The organism is Gardnerella sp. C0684A1 (assembly GCF_055326835.1).
Genome location: NZ_JBLTSX010000015.1, coordinates 1 through 302, shown reverse-complemented (window position 1 = coordinate 302; position 302 = coordinate 1). Strand labels below are relative to the sequence as shown.

At 41.1% G+C, this 302-nt stretch carries 1 protein-coding gene; it reads right to left on the bottom strand.

The window, feature by feature from the left end:
• A partial coding sequence (locus tag ACNEUN_RS06190) for a hypothetical protein (protein WP_463631552.1) occupies positions 1–302 on the bottom strand: 302 nt, incomplete at both ends.

The following is a 302-nucleotide window of genomic DNA, read 5'->3' as shown; positions in this document are numbered from 1 at the left end:
AGCTAGTGAGGCTCTGAATTGTCGGATGTCGGTTTTTATCTCTTTTGTATCAGGCTTATCTTGAGCACTAAGATCATTCACCGCTGGATGAGCCAACATTTCCTCTTGTACAAACTTGACCATACTGTCAGCTAAGGCAGCATTTTCAATTGAATGATATCGGTCAAAGCGATAACGCTCTTTGTAGTGGAGATAAACGTTATTTAAGCTGGCACCGCTATAAATAACAGTGTCATCAATAACAAAACCTTTCAGGTGTAATACACCAAACACTTCACGTCCGCGAACAGGGATTCCATAAG